General features: G+C 55.6%; 15 protein-coding genes. 11 read left to right on the top strand and 4 right to left on the bottom strand.

Features of this window, described 5'->3' with window-relative positions; all coding sequences use genetic code 11:
• Positions 1-23 precede the first annotated feature (23 nt).
• The 7 genes from ycjQ (at position 24) to AC4IC4_RS12620 (ending at position 7,957) form a co-directional block, all read left to right on the top strand.
• A complete protein-coding gene (gene ycjQ / locus AC4IC4_RS12650) occupies positions 24-1,076 on the top strand; it encodes a D-guloside 3-dehydrogenase (RefSeq protein WP_090416712.1) in 1,053 nt (350 codons plus the stop codon).
• 17 nt (positions 1,077-1,093) lie between these two features.
• On the top strand, positions 1,094-1,882 hold the full coding sequence (ycjR, locus tag AC4IC4_RS12645; protein ID WP_491471254.1) for a 3-dehydro-D-guloside 4-epimerase: 789 nt from the start codon (positions 1,094-1,096) through the stop codon (positions 1,880-1,882).
• A gap of 14 nt (positions 1,883-1,896) precedes the next feature.
• Positions 1,897-2,952: a D-glucoside 3-dehydrogenase gene (ycjS, locus tag AC4IC4_RS12640; RefSeq protein WP_491471253.1), complete on the top strand. Its 1,056-nt coding sequence runs from the start codon at positions 1,897-1,899 to the stop codon at positions 2,950-2,952.
• Entirely contained in the window at positions 2,946-5,225 is a 2,280-nt protein-coding gene (locus AC4IC4_RS12635) for a glycoside hydrolase family 65 protein (protein ID WP_491471252.1), read from the top strand. Before ycjS ends, AC4IC4_RS12635 begins: the two co-directional genes overlap by 7 nt.
• Positions 5,215-5,880, top strand: a complete 666-nt coding sequence (pgmB, locus tag AC4IC4_RS12630) for a beta-phosphoglucomutase (protein ID WP_491471251.1) — start codon at positions 5,215-5,217, stop codon at positions 5,878-5,880. Before AC4IC4_RS12635 ends, pgmB begins: the two co-directional genes overlap by 11 nt.
• 13 nt (positions 5,881-5,893) lie before the next feature.
• Entirely contained in the window at positions 5,894-6,976 is a 1,083-nt protein-coding gene (locus AC4IC4_RS12625) for an ABC transporter ATP-binding protein (RefSeq protein ID WP_491471250.1), read from the top strand.
• 66 nt (positions 6,977-7,042) lie between these two features.
• Entirely contained in the window at positions 7,043-7,957 is a 915-nt protein-coding gene (locus AC4IC4_RS12620; protein WP_491471249.1) for an OmpG family monomeric porin, read from the top strand.
• Between the two features lie 34 nt (positions 7,958-7,991).
• On the opposite strand, the gene AC4IC4_RS12615 is transcribed toward AC4IC4_RS12620, so the two are convergent.
• The gene (locus AC4IC4_RS12615) at positions 7,992-9,002 is read right to left on the bottom strand and encodes a LacI family DNA-binding transcriptional regulator (protein ID WP_491471248.1); all 1,011 of its coding nucleotides are present in this window, start codon (positions 9,000-9,002) and stop codon (positions 7,992-7,994) included.
• Between the two features lie 155 nt (positions 9,003-9,157).
• On the opposite strand from AC4IC4_RS12615, the gene AC4IC4_RS12610 reads away from it, so the two are divergent.
• From AC4IC4_RS12610 to tyrR, 3 genes are all read left to right on the top strand, one after another.
• A complete protein-coding gene (locus tag AC4IC4_RS12610; RefSeq protein ID WP_024907152.1) occupies positions 9,158-10,555 on the top strand; it encodes a YcjX family GTP-binding protein in 1,398 nt (465 codons plus the stop codon).
• The gene (locus AC4IC4_RS12605; RefSeq protein WP_491471247.1) at positions 10,552-11,604 is read left to right on the top strand and encodes a TIGR01620 family protein; all 1,053 of its coding nucleotides are present in this window, start codon (positions 10,552-10,554) and stop codon (positions 11,602-11,604) included. Before AC4IC4_RS12610 ends, AC4IC4_RS12605 begins: the two co-directional genes overlap by 4 nt.
• A 112-nt stretch (positions 11,605-11,716) precedes the next feature.
• The gene (tyrR, locus tag AC4IC4_RS12600) at positions 11,717-13,258 is read left to right on the top strand and encodes a transcriptional regulator TyrR (RefSeq protein WP_023312028.1); all 1,542 of its coding nucleotides are present in this window, start codon (positions 11,717-11,719) and stop codon (positions 13,256-13,258) included.
• Between the two features lie 37 nt (positions 13,259-13,295).
• Here the strand turns inward: tyrR and AC4IC4_RS12595 are convergent, their stop codons facing one another.
• Both AC4IC4_RS12595 and tpx read right to left on the bottom strand, forming a co-directional pair.
• The gene (locus AC4IC4_RS12595) at positions 13,296-14,504 is read right to left on the bottom strand and encodes an aldose 1-epimerase family protein (RefSeq protein ID WP_248164830.1); all 1,209 of its coding nucleotides are present in this window, start codon (positions 14,502-14,504) and stop codon (positions 13,296-13,298) included.
• 275 nt (positions 14,505-14,779) lie between these two features.
• Entirely contained in the window at positions 14,780-15,286 is a 507-nt protein-coding gene (gene tpx / locus AC4IC4_RS12590; RefSeq protein WP_023335907.1) for a thiol peroxidase, read from the bottom strand.
• Positions 15,287-15,393: 107 nt separating this feature from the next.
• Here tpx and ycjG point away from each other — a divergent pair, with 107 nt between their 5' ends.
• A complete protein-coding gene (ycjG, locus tag AC4IC4_RS12585) occupies positions 15,394-16,359 on the top strand; it encodes an L-Ala-D/L-Glu epimerase (protein ID WP_491471246.1) in 966 nt (321 codons plus the stop codon).
• Here ycjG and mpaA read toward each other — a convergent pair.
• A complete protein-coding gene (gene mpaA, locus AC4IC4_RS12580; RefSeq protein WP_491471245.1) occupies positions 16,350-17,063 on the bottom strand; it encodes a murein tripeptide amidase MpaA in 714 nt (237 codons plus the stop codon). The genes ycjG and mpaA overlap by 10 nt on opposite strands.
• Positions 17,064-17,235 lie beyond the last annotated feature (172 nt).

Here is a 17,235-nt window from a genome sequence, read left to right as displayed (position 1 = left end):
CCAATTTTAACAAGGAGTCAGTCATGAAAAAATTAGTTGCGACAGCGCCTCGTGTGGCGGCGCTGGTGGAATATGAAGATCGTCCAGTTGCGGTTCATGAAGTGAAAATTCGCGCACGCTTTGGCGCGCCGAAACACGGGACCGAAGTGGTGGATTTCCGCGCCGCCAGTCCGTTTATCGATGAAGAGTTCAACGCGGAGTGGCAGATGTTTACCCCGCGTGACGAGGGTTCTGCCCGCGGGATCGAATTCGGTAAGTTCCAGCTGGGCAACATGATTGTTGGCGACATTATCGAATGCGGTGATGACGTCACTGAATATCAGATCGGCGACAGCGTCTGCTGCTACGCACCGCTGCAGGAAACGGTGATCGTTAACGCGGTGAACAACTACAAGCTGCGCAAAATGCCGCAGGGTGCCTCCTGGAAAAACGCCGTTTGCTACGATCCAGCGCAGTTCGCCATGAGCGGCGTGCGTGATGCCAACGTGCGGGTCGGCGATTTTGTAGTCGTGGTGGGGCTGGGGGCGATTGGGCAGATTGCTGTCCAGTTGGCCAAAAAAGCCGGGGCGTCCGTCGTTATCGGTGTCGACCCTATTGAACACCGCTGCGAGATCGCCCGTCGTCATGGGGCCGACCACTGTCTGAACCCAATCGGCACTGATGTCGGTCTGGAAATTAAAAAGCTGACCGGGAAGCAGGGCGCGGACGTGATCATCGAAACCAGCGGCTATGCAGATGCACTGCAGTCCGCGCTGCGCGGACTTGCCTATGGCGGCACCATCTCCTACGTAGCCTTCGCAAAACCGTTCGCGGAAGGCTTTAACCTTGGCCGCGAAGCGCATTTCAACAACGCGAAGATTGTCTTCTCCCGCGCCTGCAGCGAACCCAACCCGGACTACCCGCGCTGGAGCCGTAAACGTATTGAAGAGACATGCTGGGAACTGCTGATGAACGGCTATCTGAATTGTGAGGATCTGATCGACCCGGTCGTGACCTTCACCACCAGCCCGGAAAGCTACATGACGTATGTCGATCAGCACCCGGAACTCAGTATCAAAATGGGCGTCACTTTTTAAGCTAAGGAGAGCAAATCATGAAAATCGCAACGCAAAACCAGGCCTTTTTCCCGACCAATATCATGGAAAAATTCGAGTACATCAAAGCGATGGGTTTTGATGGCTATGAAATTGATGGCCGACTGCTGGTAGAAAACCTCGCCGAGGTAAAAGCGGCCATCAAAGCCACCGGTCTGCCGGTGACGACGGCCTGCGGTGGATACGATGGCTGGATTGGCGACTTCATCGAAGAACGTCGTCTGAACGGGTTAAAGCAGATTGAACGCATTCTGGAAGCGCTGGCTGAGGTGGGCGGCAAGGGCATTATCGTGCCTGCTGCCTGGGGAATGTTTACCTTCCGCCTCCCGCCAATGACCTCCCCACGCAGCCTGGAAGGAGACCGCAACGCGGTAAGCGCCTCCTTGCGCTGGCTGGATGAGGTCGCGGCGCGCACAGGGACGACCGTCTACCTGGAGCCGCTGAACCGCTATCAGGATCATATGATCAACACCCTTGCTGATGCGCGTCGCTATATCGAAGAGAACGGCCTGAAGCACGTGCAGATCATCGGCGATTTCTATCATATGAACATCGAAGAAGAGTCGCTGACGGATGCGCTGCATCAGCACCGCGATCTGCTGGGCCATGTGCACATAGCAGATAATCACCGCTATCAGCCGGGCAGCGGTAGCCTCGATTTTGCCAGCCTGTTCGATCAGCTGCGTGCGGATAATTACCAGGGTTACGTGGTGTATGAGTGCCGTGTCCGCGCCGAGGATCCGGCGCAGGCTTATCAGGACTCCCTCACTTATTTGCGTGAATGCTAAGGATGACGAGCGTGATGAGTGCTTCTTCACCTTTGCCTCTGCGCGTCGCCATTATTGGCGCCGGGCAGGTCGCGGACAAAGTGCATGCCTCGTATTACGCCACGCGCAGTGATGTTCAGATGGTGGCTGTCATGGACAGCCATCCTGAACAGGCTCGGGCGTTTGCGGAGCGTCATGGTATTCCCTCGGTATGGCAGGATACGCGAGAGATGCTCGAGGCGGTTAAGCCGGATGCGGTGAGCGTCTGTTCGCCTAACCGGTTCCATTTCGAGCACGTCATGGCCGCGCTGGAGGCGGGCTGCCACGTGATGTGTGAAAAACCACCTGCTATGACGCCGCAGGAGGCCGATAGGATGCGCATGGCCGCGCGCAAGGCGGGGAAAGTGCTGGCGTATGATTTTCACCATCGTTTTGCTCTAGATACGCAGCTGCTTCGCGAGGCTGTGATGAAGGGGGCGCTGGGGGAAATTTATTACACCTCGGCCCAGGCGCTACGCCGCTGCGGGGTTCCAGGCTGGGGCGTCTTTACCAACAAAGCGCTACAGGGCGGTGGGCCACTGATTGATATCGGTATCCATATGCTCGATGCCGCAATGTACGTGTTGGGGTTCCCGGCGGTAAAAAAAGTGACGGCACACGGCTTCCAGAAGCTGGGAAACCGTAAAAGCAGCGGCCAGTTTGGCGAGTGGGATCCCACGCAGTTTACCGTTGAGGACGCCCTCTTTGGCACCATTGAATTCTGCAACGGTGGCATTCTGCGTCTGGACACGTCGTTTGCGCTCAATATCCGGGAGCAATCGATCATGAACGTCGCATTCTGCGGAGAAAAGGCGGGCGCTACGCTGTTCCCGGCGCACATCTACAACGATGAAGGCGGTGTTTTAGTCACCCTTACGCAGCGTGAAGAAGCTGACGACCAGCGTCATATGGGCAGTATGGATGCCTTCGTACGGCATGTGCTGGGAGAGCCCGTCACGATAGCTGATGCGGAGCAGGGGCTGGTTATTCAGCAGCTTGTCGCCGCGTTGTATGAATCAGCAGAAACAGGGGAAAGCGTGACCTTATGCTAAACGTGTCTGTATTAACCGACCCGGGCTTTTGTCCACACAGCCTGAATAAATACGCCTCTATCATGGCCTGCGGTAATGGCTACATGGGGATCCGCGCTGCGCATGAAGAAGATTACACCCAGCAAACCCGGGGCATGTATCTTGCGGGTCTCTATCATCAGGCGGGTCGTAACGAGACCACTGAGCTGATCAATCTGCCGGATATCACCGGTATTGATGTTGAGCTGGATGGCGTCAATTTCACGCTCCTGTCAGGCGAAATTCTCGAGTGGCAGCGCGAGCTGGCGTTTGCCAGTGGCGAACTTCGTCGTAGCGTGGTCTGGCGCTCGCCCGACGGGAAACGCTATCGTCTGGAAAGCCGTCGTTTTGTATCGCTGGACCAGTTGCCCCTGGTGGCCATGCAGCTTTCGATCACACCGCTTGATGATGTCTCGCAGGCCGTGCTGAAAACCGGCATTGATGCAACGCAAACGAACAGCGGCAGACAGCATCTGGATGAAATGTCGGTCAGAGTGTTTGACCAGCAATACATGCAGGGCGCGTATGAAACGCAGGACCGTGCGTCAGAAGTGGTTGTTTCGGCGTTTTGTCAGCTCTCTGCGAAGAGCGACAGCTGCTTCACCGCCAAAAATCGTCGTCTCAGCGTTCATCATTCACTGACGATTGCGAAGTGTGACACTGTCACGTTAGAAAAGATCGTCTGGGTGACGCATCGCGGTGATAAAGCACTGTCGCAGGCCTCTTTCGCTCGCAACGCGCTGGCCGATCTTAAGGTCTGTGCGGCAAGAGGCTACGACGCGTTGCTTGAGAGTTCGTCGTATGCCTGGGAAGAGGTCTGGCGTGACGCTCGGGTGGAAGTGGACTCTGCGGAGTATCAGGATCAGATGGCGCTGGATTACGCCGTCTGGCATTTGACCACCATGACACCTGCCCATGATGAGCGAAGCAGTATCGCCGCCAAAGGGCTGACGGGCGAGGGGTATAAAGGCCACGTCTTCTGGGATACCGAAATTTTCCTGCTGCCTTTCCATCTCTTCACGCGTCCCCGAACCGCCCGCAGCCTGCTGCGCTATCGCTGGCTGAACCTGGCCGGGGCGCGGGAAAAAGCCCGTCGCAACGGCTGGCCAGGCGCGCTGTTCCCATGGGAGAGCGCCGCGAGCGGCAAAGAGGAGACGCCGGAGTTCGCGGCTATCAACATCCGAACCGGCACGCGCCAGAAGGTGGCCTCCGCGCTGGCGGAACACCACATCGTGGCGGACATTGCCTGGGCCGTCGTCGCTTACTGGCAGGCGACACACGATGATGCCTTTATGCGGAATGAAGGTCTGACGCTGCTGATGGAAACCGCTGCGTTCTGGATGGGCCGCGCAACGGAAATCAATGGTCGTCTCGAAATCCATGACGTCATCGGACCGGACGAATACACCGAGCATGTGAACAACAACGCTTATACCAACTATCTGGCCTGGCACAACGTGGCCAGCGCATGCCGGTTTATGTCGATGTTTGAGCGTGAAGAGGCCTGCTTTATGGAGAAGGCGACCACCTTCCTGGCCCGCTTGTGGCTGCCGGAAGCCGACGCCGGGGGAGTGATCCCGCAGGACGATTCGTTCATGGCGAAACCCGCCATCGATTTAAGTCGCTATAAAGCCAAAGCGGGTAAGCAGACCATCCTGCTGGATTACTCTCGCGCGGAAGTTAACGAGATGCAAATCCTCAAGCAGGCTGACGTGGTGATGCTTAACTACCTGTTGCCGGAGAAATTTACCCCAGCCCAGTGCGCGGCCAACCTGGAGTTTTACGAGCCGCGGACGATCCATGACTCTTCACTGAGCAAGGCTATTCACGGCATTGTGGCCGCCCGCTGTGGCGATACGGAAGGGGCATACACCTTCTGGCGCGCTGGCGTGGCTATCGATCTGGGCGACGATCCGCACAGCAGCGATGACGGCATTCATGCCGCGGCCACGGGTGCCATCTGGTCCGGCGTCATTCAGGGGTTTGCCGGCATGCAGATTGTTGAGGGCGAGCTGCACCTTGCGCCGAAGCTACCCGCTCACTGGCGAAAACTTGCCTTCCCGCTGCGCTGGCAGAACGCACGCCTGCGCTTCACGTTTGAAAATGACGTTTTAACCATCGATACCTCCGCGCCCGTCACGTTAACGCTGTGGGGAAAAACGGTTTGCGTATCGGAGCGGCAGGCATTCTCTCGTAGGGAATTTCTTACATCTTTTAATGGGACCGCTACCACGGAGGCCAGCGATGAAGCCTGAAGCCGTTGTATTCGATCTTGATGGGGTTATCACCGATACCGCACATCTGCACTTTCTCGCCTGGCGTTCGGTCGCGCAGGAGATCGGCATCACTATCGATGAGGTGTTTAACGAGGAGCTGAAGGGAATTAGCCGCATGGAATCCCTGCAGCGGATCCTGCGACACGGTGGGAAAGAGGGGGTATTTGACGATAAACAGTGCCTGGCGCTGGCGGGGAAGAAAAATGCGCTCTACGTCGCATCGCTGTCGTCATTGACCGAGGCGTCGCTGCTGCCGGGTATCCGGGAGGTGCTGGCGGACATTCGGGCGGCAGAGGTGAAAATTGGGCTCGCCTCCGTTTCCCTCAATGCACCTGGAATACTGCATGCCCTGGGTATTCATGACGCCTTTGATTTTTGCGCTGATGCCTCCCGCATTGTCTGTTCAAAACCGGATCCGGAGATCTTCCTCGCCGCGTGTGCTGGCCTGAACGTCCACCCTGGTGCGGCCATCGGGGTCGAAGATGCGCCCGCAGGCGTGGCGGCGATCAACGCGGCGGGCATGCTGTCGGTCGGGATTGGCTCAGGCCTGACCCATGCGGGATTACAGCTTCATTCAACGCAGGAACTGACCTGGAAATGTCTGACCGAGTTTTGGGCCTCCCGGGCGTATTGATAAGGAATTAAAAATGGCACAACTGTCACTGAAACATATTCAGAAAATTTACGATAACCAGGTCCACGTGGTGAAGGATTTTAATCTCGAAATCGAGGACAAGGAGTTTATCGTTTTTGTCGGTCCGTCTGGCTGCGGTAAATCGACAACGCTGCGCATGATTGCCGGGCTGGAGGAGATCTCCGCCGGCGAACTGGTCGTTGACGGCGTTTGCATGAACGACGTGCCCGCCAAGTCTCGCGATATCGCGATGGTGTTCCAGAACTATGCGCTTTACCCGCATATGACGGTCTACGACAACATGGCGTTTGGCCTTAAGATGCAGAAAATCGCCCCGGCGGTTATCGAAGAGCGCGTTCACTGGGCGGCACAGATCCTCGGCTTGCGGGAGTACCTCAAGCGTAAACCCGGCGCGCTGTCCGGCGGACAGCGTCAGCGCGTGGCGTTGGGTAGGGCGATCGTGCGCGAAGCGGGCGTGTTCCTGATGGATGAACCGCTCTCCAACCTCGATGCCAAGCTTCGCGTGCAGATGCGGGCTGAAATCAGCAAGCTGCACCAGAAGCTTAATACCACCATGATTTATGTGACCCACGATCAGACGGAAGCCATGACGATGGCAACCCGCATCGTGATCTTAAAAGACGGCATTATTCAGCAGGTCGGTGCCCCGAAGCAGGTGTACAACGAACCGGCGAACATGTTTGTCGCAGGGTTTATTGGCTCGCCAGCCATGAATTTCATTCGCGGCGCTATCGATGACCGCTATTTCGTCACGGAAACGCTGCGTCTGGCGATCCCGGAAGACACGCTCGCTTCACTGAATGCCGCAGGGTATCAGCGCAAAGCCGTGGTCTTTGGCATCCGCCCGGAAGATATTCTCACTCTGCAGAGCAGCGGTGAAAACATCGCGGCGAAAGTCAGCGTCGCCGAACTGACCGGCGCGGAGTTCATGCTCTACGCCACCGTTGGCGGCCATGAACTGGTGGTTCGCGCTGGTGCCGCGAATGATTATGCCGCAGGGGATAATATCGACATCCAGTTCGATATGAATAAGTGCCATTTCTTCGACGCTGAAACTGAAGCGGCTATTAGATAAGAAAGGTGTTTGCCGGAAATGCAAATTTCCGGTTTTTTTGTTTGTAAATTATAAAGGGAATATTTAATGAGTACTCTACTAAGAAGTGCTGCGCTCGTTCTGTGCGCAGGGGTTAGCTGCGCACAAGCGTCAGAAACAGCTAAACAGTGGGAATTTAATATTGGCGTGATGTATGAAATCGAAAACGTTGAGGGGCAGGCCGACGATAAAGATGGCTTATATGAACCCTCCGTGTGGTTTAATGCAACCTGGGATGCGTGGACTATTTCACTGGCAATGTATCAGGAAGGGCCGGTTGATTACAGCAGTATGACCCGTGGAACCTATTTTGACCGTCCTGAATTTGAATTACGCTATCGTTTTATCGGAACCGATGATTTTACTTTCGGTCTGACCGGTGGTTTCCGTAATTATGGTTATCACTTTAAAGATGAACACGGTGCCAAAGACGGCAGCGCGAATATGCAGCGCTACAAAGTTCAGCCTGACTGGGATATTAAATTAACCGATGACTGGCGTTTTGGCGGCTGGTTTGCCATGTATCAGTTTGCCAACGATCTGGAAAAAACCGGCTATTCAGACAGCCGCGTCGAAACCGAAACGGGCTTTACATGGACCATCAACGAAACCTTTGCGGCTAAAGTGAATTACTATTTAGAGCGCGGTTTCAATATGGACAGTTCCCGTAATAACGGCGAGTTTTCTACCCAGGAAATTCGTGCCTATCTGCCCATTTCGTTAGGCCAGACGACCTTAACGCCTTATACCCGTCTGGGGCTCGATCGCTGGTCGAACTGGGACTGGCAGGACGATCCTGAGCGTGAAGGACACGATTTCAACCGACTGGGTATGCAGTACGCCTATGACTTCAACAACGGTTTATCCATGACGCTGGAATACGCCTATGAGTGGGAAAATCATGACGAGGGTGAAAACGACCGCTTCCACTATGCGGGCGTTGGGGTAAACTACGCGTTCTGACCGACGATACGCCAGGGGCACTAAGCCCCTGGTTTTAGCGAAGGGAAGCAGCCAACAAAAAGTGGGTATCAACCAGCACTTTTTGCGGGGCGGGCTGACCCGCAATACGCCTGAAAAGAAGATCGCAGCTCTCTTCCCCCAGTTTTCGTGTGGGGATATCAAAGCCGCCAGGTGCGGGCGTTAAAATGAGAGACAGCATCGGGTCGCTGTATCCGGCTATCACCACCTGTTCAGGGATCATCAGATTCAACTCATCCGCCGCACGATAGAGGCTGAGCAACTTCATGCTGTCGGTCGCAAATACCGCATCAGGCGGCGTGGGTGACGACAACAGTTCCAGAGCCGCCGCAAGCGCACTCTCATGGGTATAACCGCCATCCCTGATCCAGTCCGGGTTAATGGCAATATGGTGCTTTTCCAGACTGGCTTTATAACCCGCCAGACGATCGATCGAAACATGATAATCAAGCGGCGCATGCAGACAGGCAATTTTTTGCCGACCGTTTTTTATAAAAGTTTCGGTCAGCGTGGCGCTGTCATGAAAATTATCCGTGTCGACGGAATAAATATTCTGATACTCACCTTCCACTTTGCCGATAACCACTACCGGTACGCCATATGCATCCAGCGTGGTGAAAAAGGATTCATTTGCGGGTGAACTCAGCATAATGATCCCTTTGATCATTTTCTGTTTTATTTTACTTACACATTTCAGCAGATCGTCTTCGCTGCTTTTTGAGGTTTGCAAAATAACATCAAACCCTTCTTCTTCCGCTTTAGCCGTAATGGCATGAAGGACATCGGAGAAAAAGGGATTACCGGCAGTGGTTTTGGTTGAACGGGTCGAAATAACCATAATGGCATCAAAGCCTGAAGAGGTCAGGGCGCGAGCCAGTTTGTTGGGCTGATAATTTAATTCGTCAATCGCCTTCAGCACTTTGTCACGTGCTTCGGGAGAAATATTGGTTTGTTTATTCAGAACGCGGGAAACGGTTGATTTCGATACGCCCGCAACCCGTGCGATATCATAGATGGTGGGTGACATACACCTTACTCACTCCGGACTGACAGCAATGCCGTTCATCTTACTGGAGAGAAAACGGCAATAGCAATAAATAAGAATTGATAATCAACGATCTGCCCCCATTTATTGTATTCTGAAGCCATGCATTCAAGGCTTCCAGGCAACGAAGGACGGCGATGAAGCGACTTAAGAACGAAATCAATTCACTGGTGAACCGTGGCGTTGACCGTCATCTGCGTCTGGCCGTGACGGGGCTGAGCCGCAGCGGTAAGACGGCGTTTATCACCGCGATGGTAAACCAGCTCCTGAACCTGCACGCCGGGGCGCGTCTGCCGTTGCTTAGCGCGGTGCGGGAAGAGCGTCTGCTGGGCGTGAAGCGCGTCCCACAGCGTGATTTTGGTATTCCACGCTTTACCTACGACGAAGGGCTGGCGCAGCTCTATGGCGATCCGCCCACCTGGCCGACGCCGACGCGAGGGGTCAGTGAAATTCGCCTCGCGCTGCGTTTTCGCTCGAATGAATCCCTGATGCGTCACTTCAAGGATACCTCCACGCTGTACCTGGAAATCGTCGATTACCCCGGCGAATGGCTGCTCGACCTGCCGATGCTGGCGCAGGATTACCTTAGCTGGTCCCGCCAGATGACGGGCCTGTTGCAGGGGCAGCGCGCCGGGTGGTCGGCCAAATGGCGACAGCTGTGCGAAGGTCTGGACCCGCTTGCGCCGGCAGATGAGAACCGTCTGGCGGCCATTGCCGACGCCTGGACGGCGTATTTGCACCAGTGCAAGCAGGAAGGGTTACACTTCATTCAGCCGGGGCGATTTGTTCTGCCGGGTGATTTAGCGGGCGCGCCTGCGCTTCAGTTCTTCCCCTGGCCGGATGTGGATGGGGTGGGCGAGTCGACGCTGGCGCAGGCGGATAAGCACACTAACGCCGGGATGCTGCGCGAGCGTTACCATTACTACTGTGAAAAAGTGGTCAAGGGATTCTATAAAAACCACTTTTTGCGATTTGACCGCCAGATTGTGCTGGTGGATTGTCTGCAGCCGCTCAACAGCGGGCCACAGGCCTTCAACGATATGCGCCTTGCGCTGACGCAGCTGATGCAAAGTTTTCACTACGGGCAGCGGACGCTGTTTCGCCGTCTGTTCTCACCGGTAATCGATAAACTGCTCTTTGCGGCCACGAAGGCCGATCACGTCACGGTCGACCAGCATGCCAATATGGTGTCGCTGCTGCAGCAGCTGGTGCAGGACGCCTGGCAAAACGCCGCCTTCGAAGGGATCGGCATGGATTGCCTTGGGCTCGCGTCCGTGCAGGCGACGCAAAGCGGGCTGATTGACCTTAACGGTGAGAAAATACCGGCATTACGCGGTAACCGGCTCAGCGACGGTGAACCGCTTACCGTGTATCCGGGCGAAGTGCCTGCGCGCCTGCCGGGGCAGGCCTTCTGGCAGAATCAGGGCTTCCAGTTTGAAGCCTTCCGCCCGCAGGCAATGAGCGTCGACAGGCCATTACCACACATCCGTCTGGATGCGGCGCTGGAGTTTTTGATTGGAGATAAATTGCGATGACGGAACCGTTAAAACCGCGCATAGACTTTACCGGAACGCTTGAGAAGGATCCTCAGGAGGCGTTCAAAACCGCGCAGACGTTCAGCGGCACGCAGGCGGATAACTTTGCCCCGGCCCTGACTGAGGAGCCTGGCGTCGAAGAAGGACCGGCGGAGGCGGTTGTGGAAGCCGCTCTGCGTCCAAAACGCAGTCTGTGGCGTAAGATGGTCACCGCCGGTCTGGCGCTGTTTGGCGTAAGCGTGGTTGGGCAGGGCGTGCAGTGGACGATGAATGCCTGGCATACTCAGGACTGGGTCGCGCTGGGCGGATGTGCCGCGGGCGCGCTGATTGTGGGGGCGGGCATCGGGTCGGTTGCCACCGAGTGGCGTCGGCTCTGGCGTCTGCGCCAGCGCGCGCACGAGCGTGATGAAGCGCGCGATCTGCTCCACAGCCACGGCACGGGGAAAGGTCGTGCATTCTGTGAAAAGCTGGCCAGCCAGGCCGGAATCGATCAGTCGCATCCGGCGCTTCAGCGCTGGTATGCCGCCATCCATGAAACCCAGAATGACCGGGAAGTGGTGACGCTCTACTCCCATATGGTTCAGCCGGTGCTGGATGCTCAGGCGCGGCGCGAAATCAGCCGGTCTGCGGCGGAATCCACCCTGATGATTGCCGTCAGCCCGCTGGCGCTGGTCGATATGGCCTTTATCGCCTGGCGTAACCTGCGCCTGATCAACCGTATCGCGAACCTTTACGGTATAGAGCTGGGTTACTACAGTCGGCTCAGACTGTTTAAGCTGGTCCTGCTCAATATCGCGTTTGCCGGGGCGAGTGAGTTGGTGCGCGAAGTGGGCATGGACTGGATGTCGCAGGATCTGGCGGCGCGTCTCTCTGCCCGTGCGGCTCAGGGCATCGGTGCGGGATTATTAACCGCACGCCTGGGGATTAAAGCGATGGAAGTCTGCCGTCCGCTGCCGTGGATCGATGGCGATAAGCCCCGTCTGGGGGATTTCAGACGTGAACTGATCGGCCAGCTCAAAGAGACGCTCAATAAAAAACCTGCGCCATAAGGTTTTGTTCACTAATCGTGCTGGCTGTCAATATTTGTTGACAGCCATCTTCCGGATCACCGTGTTCTGACATATCATTTTACTGTTATTGGCTTAAAACGGTGAATTTCCCATGCGTCTTGAAGTCTTCTGTGAAGACCGTCTCGGTCTGACCCGCGAATTACTCGATCTTCTTGTTTTACGTAGCATTGATTTACGTGGCATTGAGATCGATCCTGTCGGGCGAATTTACCTCAATTTTGCCGAAATTGAATTTAATACCTTCAGCAGCCTGATGGCGGAAATCCGCCGTATCGCTGGCGTTACGGATGTACGCACCATTCCCTGGATGCCCTCTGAGCGTGAGCATCTGGCCCTGAGCGCGCTGCTGGAAGCCATGCCCGAGCCGTTCCTCTCTCTGGATTTGAAAAGCAAAGTTGAGCGCGTTAACCATGCGAGCTGCCAGCTGTTCGCGCAGAGCCAGGAGAAGCTCAGCAACCATAACGCCGCGCAGCTGATCCCCGGCTTTAACTTCCAGCGCTGGCTGGACAGCAATCCGCAGAACACGCTTAGCGAGCATGTGGTGATTAACGGACAGAATTTCCTGATGGAGATCACGCCGGTCTATCTGAAAGGGGAAGGGAATACTCGCGTGTTGACCGGGGCAGTGATCATGCTGCGCTCGACGTTACGCATGGGTCGCCAGCTGCAAAACCTCTCCAGTCAGGACGTTGGCGCATTTAGCCAGATTATTGCCGTCAGCCCGAAAATGCGCCATGTGGTTGATCAGGCGCGTAAGCTTGCAAGCCTGACCGCGCCGCTGCTGATTACCGGGGATACTGGCACCGGGAAAGACCTGCTGGCTCATGCCGTGCATCTGGCGAGTCCGCGTGCGGCTAAGCCCTATCTGGCACTCAACTGCGCCTCTATTCCGGAAGATGCCGTTGAAAGCGAGCTGTTTGGTCACGCGCCGGAAGGTAAGAAAGGGTTCTTCGAGCAGGCTAACGGCGGCTCGGTGCTGCTGGACGAAATCGGCGAAATGTCGCCGCGTATGCAGGCTAAGCTGCTGCGTTTCCTGAACGACGGAACGTTCCGCCGCGTCGGTGAGGATCACGAAGTGCATGTGGACGTGCGCGTCATTTGCGCCACCCAGAAAAACCTGGTTGAACTGGTGCAAAAGGGGATCTTCCGCGAAGATCTCTATTACCGCCTCAACGTCCTGACGCTGAATATTCCGCCGCTGCGCGATTGCCCTCAGGACATCATGCCGCTTACGGAGCTGTTCGTCGCCCGCTTTGCCGACGAGCAGGGGGTGCCGCGTCCGAAGCTGTCTGCCGATCTTGGCACGGTGCTCATGCGCTACGGCTGGCCGGGCAACATTCGTCAGCTCAAAAACGCCGTATATCGCGCGCTGACCCAGCTTGAAGGGTATGAGCTGCGTCCGCAGGATATCCTGCTGCCGGATTACGATGCCGGAACGGTATCGGTAGGCGAAGAGGCGATGGAAGGGTCGCTGGATGATATCACCAGCCGTTTCGAGCGTTCTGTGCTGACGCAGCTGTACCGCAGCTATCCCAGCACCCGCAAGCTGGCAAAACGTCTTGGCGTCTCGCACACCGCAATCGCGAATAAGCTGCGTGAGTACGGTTTGAATCATAAGAAAGGTGACGAATAACAAAAAAGCCTCTGCAAAGAGGCTTTTTACTTTACGTTTATTCCTTCGCCATCGGCGTGTTAACGATTTCTGTTTTTGTCTCTCCCTGAATCGACGCAATCCTGCTTTCGACGTCTTTCACCTGCTGCGGGCTGTGCAGCAGGGTATAGGTCAGATCAAACTGCGCGCTGGCGCCTGGCTCCAGCTGCTTAACCCGCTTCTGCTCGCGTTCAATCGTCACGGGGTAGGCGTAGCTGGTACCCGGTTCGATGCCCGTGACATAACCCTGCTTCAGCGTGTCGGTATTTTTCCATAAGGTCAGCACGGGCAGCTGGCGCGTATCAAACTGGATTGATGCGCCTTTATCTCCGGCTTTATTGACCACTGCCGCGAGCGTTTCGTGGTTATTGTCTGCGAGCGGTTTAATGTTAAAGACCATCTCATCAAAGCCTTTTGTCGGCCCGGCGTAGGTTTGCCAGTCGTTAACGCCCGCTTTGGCGTAGTCATTGAATGGGCTCACGCTCACCGCAGGCGCAAGGAATCGGGCACCTTCTTCGAGGATTGGCGTGCCGAAGTTGCTGTGATAGATGATTTGGTAATCATGAGGGTAATCTGCATGGTTGGTCAGAACATCATGCAGGCTGAACTGGTTGGTTCCGGGGACGTAGCGCAGTTCTGTCATGGTTTGCAGATCCGCTTTTTTAAAGGTGCTCTCTTTGATCAAACCCCGAACGCGGATCTCATGCGGAGCGGCATCCGCAACCTCGACCTCGACCTGCGATACCGGTGTATTACCGGCTCTGCCATGCAGGGTATAAATTTGCCCGTCCGCGGTGACCGGGTGCCCTGTCCACTCATAGCCACAGCGCACCATCATCTCGTTGAAACCATCCAGCCAGCCGAGACCGTTGCGGCTTTCAAGATTGATATAAGCCGGGTTCACGACCTCTTTGACGGGGGAATTCCAACCCAGTCTGGTGCCAAAGCCTTCTACGTGCAGAAGGTTCATCCCGCGGGTCGGGCTCAGGGTGATAGTGAGGCCATCTTTGCTGCTAATAATGATGACTTTGCTGCCTTCCTGCTTACCGCCATGTAAGACTTTTTGCTCAATGCTGAACGTTTGATTCTTAACTTTCAGCTCGTCACTGGAAATCTTCCAGTTTCCTTTCTCTACGCTGCTTTCAGCGCTTGTCAGCACCCAGGTTTTAGCCGCAGCATGACCAGAAATCAGGACCGCAAGGAGCGTAAAAGCGAATTTGATCTTCATATATTATCCTTTTTGCTGAAACGATTATTTTCTTTCGTAAGCAAATCTAATGTTTAGACAAAAAGGGAAATGTGATGTGCTTCACTGGGGATGAAAATAGGGAATTTTAACGATTATTATGCGTTATTGATCACGCTCATGTTACATGTTGCCAAGGTTTTTGCATGATTAATGTGACTTACGAGCATTTAAGCTTTAACGATTCAGCTTTGAAGTAATAAAAAACCCCGCCGCAGCGAGGTTGAGAATAAGTTGTATAGAATGCTAAGGACTTATTATGCTTTCAGCACGTCCAGCGCGGCAGTGTAGTCCGGCTCGGTGGTGATTTCGTTAACCAGTTCGCTGAAGACGACGGTGTCGTTTTCATCCAGAACCAGTACAGCACGTGCTGCCAGACCCTTCAGTGGGCCTTCAGCAATGCTGACGCCATATTTCTCGAGGAAATCTGCGCTGCGCAGGGTGGAGAGGGTAATAACGTTGCTCAGGCCTTCGGCACCGCAGAAACGGGACTGGGCAAACGGCAGGTCAGCGGAAATACACAGCACAACGGTGTTGTCCATTTCAGTCGCCAGCTGGTTGAATTTACGCACGGATGCGGCACAAACACCGGTATCAATGCTTGGGAAAATGTTCAGTACTTTGCGTTTGCCCGCAAACTGAGCCAGTGTGACGTCAGACAGATCTTTAGCCACCAGAGTAAAAGCCTGCGCTTTGCTGCCAGCCTGCGGAATGGAACCTGCTACAGCAACCGGGTTGCCCTGGAAATGAACGAGTTGTGACATAGATATCTTCCTGTTTACATATAGTTAACGTCGGGGCTAGTGTATGCCATCAGCGGATAACACGGCAAACCAAATTTTTCGCCTTACCGGGCCGCAAGGAGTCAGTGATGAGAAGCGTTAAGGTCTATGAAGAAGCCTGGCCATTGCATACCCCGTTTGTGATCTCTCGCGGCAGCCGAAGTGAAGCCAGCGTGGTCGTAGTTGAAATCGAAGAAGAGGGTATGAAAGGCGTCGGGGAATGTACGCCTTACCCGCGCTACGGAGAAAGTCCTGCGTCGGTGATGGCGCAGATCATGACCCTGGTGCCTGACCTGCAAAAAGGGCTCACGCGCGAGGCGTTACAGCAGCGTTTACCCGCCGGGGCGGCGCGCAACGCCATCGACTGTGCGCTCTGGAGCCTTGAAGCCGCTAAGCAGCAAAAATCGCTGACGTCCTTGCTGGGTGTGGTGCTGCCGGAGACCGTCGTGACGGCGCAAACGGTCGTGATTGGTGAGCCGGAGCAAATGGCCGCCAGCGCGAAAGCGCTCTATGACGCCGGGGCCACGCTGTTAAAAGTGAAGCTCGACGATCGTCTGATCAGCGAGCGGATGGTCGCTATTCGCTCGGCGGTGCCCTCAGCCACGCTGATTGTGGACGCCAACGAGTCGTGGCATCCCGAGGGGCTGGCCGCGCGATGCCAGCTGCTGGCCGATCTGGGCGTAGCGATGCTGGAGCAGCCTCTGCCGGTAAAAGAGGATGCAGCGCTGAAGAATTTTATCCATCCGTTGCCCGTGTGCGCGGATGAAAGCTGCCACACCCGCGAAAATTTGAGCGAGCTTAAGGGGCGCTATGACATGGTCAATATCAAGCTCGACAAGGCAGGCGGACTGACAGAAGCCCTGGCCCTGGCAGCGGAAGCCCGGGCGCAGGGGTTCGCCCTGATGCTGGGATGCATGCTCTGCACCTCCCGGGCGATCGGCGCGGCGCTGCCGCTGGTCAATCAGGTTCGTTTTGCCGATCTGGATGGCCCGACGTGGCTGGCGGTTGACGTTTCACCGGCCCTTAAATTTACCAGCGGCGTGCTTCATCTCTGAGGCTGCCAGCGCAGAAGCTCCATCATCGCTTTTAGGTAAATTTCGCTGGCTTCGTCGGAGGATATCGGCGGGAATTCAGCGGTGATGCAGGGCAGGCTCAAATCGGCGCACCAGCTTCCGAATGATCCGGGTGTTTCATACCCCACGCTGGTGACGAGCGGCAGGGCGAAAGCCTGTGCCAGCCACGCGCCCAGGTCGGAGTGACGCGGATCTTCAATGCAGGCCAGCGGATCGTGGAAGGAGACCACCCACGCGGGGTGGATCTTATGGATAAGCTGGCACAGCGCCTGCGTTTCCGGCTCAGAACCGGGCTTGTCTCCCGTCAGCAGCACCACGTCCCGCTCCTCGGCGGAGCTGTTCCAGCGATACACCGTTTCTCCGGCGCGCCAGTTTGCCGCCGGGAAATTACGGTTCAGGTCGATCCCCCTCGCATTTGCCCGTAATCCAAGCTGGCAGCCATCCGGATTCACGGCAAGAATCACGTGATGGCGTCGTAATGACGGCGTCAGCGTCCGCAGCGCGCACGAGAGCGTGACGACAGACGAGTTCTCATCACCGTGCGTGCCGGCAATGATCAAACCGCTGTCGCGATCGGCATCGGGTGCCGGGAACCAGATCAGCGATGCGCCTAAAAATGAGCGGCCATATTGTTCCGCGCCCGGAGGAAAGGCGCCGCGTTCCGCGCGTGGTCGGGTGGTTGCCATATGAAATCCTGATAAAAAAGTCTCTACTGGCAGTGTTGTGCAAAAGCCGCTGTTAATCAAATAGTTTCCGTAACGGCTGAGAATTGCCTTAAATCACTATTCAGGCGTAAGTTATTTGCATTTCTTATTGTCGAAACAAATAATTACGCATCTGCTTGTTACCTGAATTTAT

Source organism: Enterobacter sp. Taxon_2 (assembly GCF_058355295.1).
Note: the sequence above shows the minus strand (reverse complement) of the source record. Positions and strands in the feature narration are given on the sequence as shown.